The sequence below is a fragment of the Halorhodospira sp. 9622 genome, from assembly GCF_022228025.1.
Classification (GTDB): Bacteria; Pseudomonadota; Gammaproteobacteria; order Nitrococcales; family Halorhodospiraceae; genus Halorhodospira; species Halorhodospira halophila_A.
In genome coordinates, this window is the sequence record NZ_JAJNRE010000104.1 from 1 (window position 1) to 580 (window position 580).

A 580-nucleotide genomic window follows, 5' to 3' on the forward strand; every position below is an offset into this window, starting at 1 on the left:
GTCCGAGGCCCCGGCATCGCCGGTCTCCCTGGCCGCCTACGCGCACCTTGGCCACCCGGGTGGCCAAACGGAGGTGACCCATGAGCCGTCTTGAGCAGACCGTGGGCCGCTACCGCAATCTGCGCTGCACGGCGATCGCCGACGAGCTCCCGCAGCTGCTCGCCCAGGCCGAGGCCAACGCAGCCTCCTACCTCGACTTCGCCGAGCAGCTTGCCGAGCGCGAGCAGCAGGTCCGCGAGCACAAGCGCCTCGACGGGAACCGCCGCCGTGCCCGCCTACCCGCGGGCAAGCGCCTGGAAGCGTTCGACTACCGCCACCAGACGACGATCACCAAGCGCCAAGTCAATGCGCTGCTGGACTTCGGCTTCATCGACAACCGGCAGAACCTGGTGTTCATCGGCCCGCCCGGCGTCGGCAAGACGCACCTGGCCGTGGGCATCGCCGACAAGGCCCTTGATGCCGGTTACAAGGTGCTCTTTCGCAACGCCCTGGAGCTGGTCGAGGAGCTGGAGATCGCCGAGATGAAGGGCGAGCTCAAGAAGAAGATCGCCCAGCTGACGCGCTTCGACCTGCTGCTCAT

At 67.6% G+C, this 580-nt stretch carries 1 protein-coding gene; it reads left to right on the forward strand.

Features of this window, described 5'->3' with window-relative positions; translation table 11 throughout:
• Positions 1-80: 80 nt before the first annotated feature.
• Positions 81-580 (forward strand): ATP-binding protein (locus LRG07_RS13790; RefSeq protein ID WP_238642773.1); only part of this gene is annotated, 500 nt, incomplete at its 3' end.